This is a genomic window from Bacteroidota bacterium (assembly GCA_018831055.1).
GTDB lineage: Bacteria > Bacteroidota > Bacteroidia > Bacteroidales > B18-G4 > M55B132.
On sequence record JAHJRE010000288.1, the window covers coordinates 1 to 2,070 of the forward strand.

Here is a 2,070-nt window from a genome sequence, read left to right on the forward strand (position 1 = left end):
CACCTTGACTGTTGCGCAGAGTCGTGTAGCTCGAAATTAATATGCCCAGCCCGGTGGAATTCATCCAGTCGACCTTGGCCAGGTCGATGACCACGTTCTTTTGACCCTTTTCGATAATCTCGTGCAGCTTGTCCTTCAGCAGACTGGCGTCCGGACCGCCCATGATTTTCCCCTTGGGTTCGAGGATTACTACCCCGTCCTGCTCGCGGTCAGACATTTTCATATTGGTTTTGCCTCCGATTACCTGGTTCTCACTGTTTACGACAGTTAGCGGCGGTAGTTTCCGATCCGATAACAACACCATCCGGACCGGGCAGACCACCCCGTGACGCCTAACTGCTTAAAGAGTCGAAAATTAGCCGGCAAGTCAAGGGGTTTTAGAGCCGCCTCGGAAGCGCAAAAAAAACGGCGCCGGGTGGCGCCGCTTTATCAATCTCCGGTATGAGAAACCGGTTCAACCGGCTTTTCGGGCTTTGCGCTGCACCGGCTTATATTCCAATGCTTTGGTCGGGCAGAACCGGGCGCAGGCCGGATCGCCGCCGCACAGGTCGCACTTGACCACCTTTTCGTGCCCGGCATCCAAGAGAGCGCACCCAAACGGACAGGCCGCTACGCAAGCCATACACTTGACACACTTGTCGTCGTTGAGCTCGATCGCCCCGGTTTCCTCGTTGCGCCGCAGGGCGTCGACCAGGCACGACTTCACGCAGGCGGCGTCATCGCACTGCAAACAGGTCACCGGCACCCAGAGGTCTTTGAAACCACCGTCGAGCGCGAAAATTCTCGTCCGCCCCGGTTTGCCGTCGACCGAATGAGAAAACGAGCAGGCCAGTTCACACGTCCGGCAGCCGATACAGAGATTTGGTTTCACAATCAAGCGGGAACTCATGATGCAGGTTCCTCCTCTCGGCTCCAATTGGTGATCCGGCCCATGGTCGCCGCGATTTCCTTGCGGTGGCAGTCGTCGCAGACCTCGAAGTATTCATAGGGAATGTTGCGGTTGTCCGCGAGGTTTCGGGCGAAGTCTTTGGTCAGGGTCGGCTTGCCGCAGTTCTTGCACTCGATCAGTTCGAATTTCTTGCCCCAGATTTCCCGCCGTGCGCCGTCCTCAACGAACTTGATGAAGCTCGTTGGGCAGCACTGGGCGCAGGCAAGGCAGCCGATACAATCCGGCGGCGGCTCATCGAGCGGCGGGGCCACCCGTTTGCCATGACCGCGACCGACCGTAGAAATCGCCGCAAAGCCCATTCGATCGCAAATCCGCGTACAGAGCGCGCAGAGGATGCAATCATCGCCGTCCGGCACTTCCTCGTAACTGGTCTTGAGCACGCCGTAGTCGGCCGCAAGCTTCTGGATCAGCGGCGTATTGGGGTGCCGGGCCAGTTGAAGGTCGAGCAGCGTCTTGCGGAGTTCAATCACGGTCTCGGAATCGGTCTGGACAATCAGTCCGTCGACCACGGGGTAGAGGCACGACGTAACGTAGTTCTTCCAGCCTTTCCAGTCGTTCCGCGTAATTTCAACCGTACAGAGCCGGCAGGCGCCAAAGGCCTCGACCGCCTGATGTTCACACAGCGCCGGGACGTAGATCCCTTCGCGCCGAAGCACATCGAGCAGCATCTCACCGTCGGAAGCCTGGACAACCCGTCCGTTTATCGTAATATGTACCATCTATATCTCCTACGACACGGTGACTGCACCGCGACGGCAGACCGCCGCGCAGGCGCCGCATTTCGTGCACAAGTCCTGATTAATCACGTGGAGTTTGCCTTTGCGGCCGCTGATTGCATTGACGGCGCAGGCGAACGTACAGGCCAGACAACCGTCGCATTTATCCTCGAGTATGTCATACCGGATGAGCGCCGTGCAGACCCCGGCCGGACATTTCTTGTCCCGGATATGGGCCAAATACTCATCGCGGAAATACCGCACCGTACTCACGAACGGATTCGGCCCGGACTTCCCCAGTCCGCAGAGCGAGCCGATGATGATGCTCTCCGAGAGCTTCTCCATCAGATCGAGATCTTCCTCGACGCCGCGCCCGTCGCTGATTTTGTTCGCCAGCGTAAAGAG

4 protein-coding genes are annotated in these 2,070 nt (G+C 58.3%); all 4 read right to left on the minus strand.

The genetic code is table 11. The features are described from left to right. Positions 1 to 217: STAS domain-containing protein (locus KKA81_16685; GenBank protein MBU2652563.1), on the minus strand; the 217-nt coding region annotated here is incomplete at its 3' end. A 237-nt stretch (positions 218 to 454) separates the two neighbouring features. Then, positions 455 to 889 carry a 4Fe-4S dicluster domain-containing protein gene (locus KKA81_16690; protein ID MBU2652564.1) on the minus strand — a complete coding sequence of 145 codons (435 nt, stop codon included), beginning with the start codon at positions 887 to 889 and terminating at the stop codon, positions 455 to 457. After that, entirely contained in the window at positions 886 to 1,668 is a 783-nt protein-coding gene (locus KKA81_16695) for a (2Fe-2S)-binding protein (GenBank protein ID MBU2652565.1), read from the minus strand. The genes KKA81_16690 and KKA81_16695 overlap by 4 nt, the downstream gene beginning before the upstream one ends. A 9-nt stretch (positions 1,669 to 1,677) precedes the next feature. Further along, positions 1,678 to 2,070: 4Fe-4S binding protein (locus KKA81_16700; GenBank protein MBU2652566.1), on the minus strand; the 393-nt coding region annotated here is incomplete at its 5' end.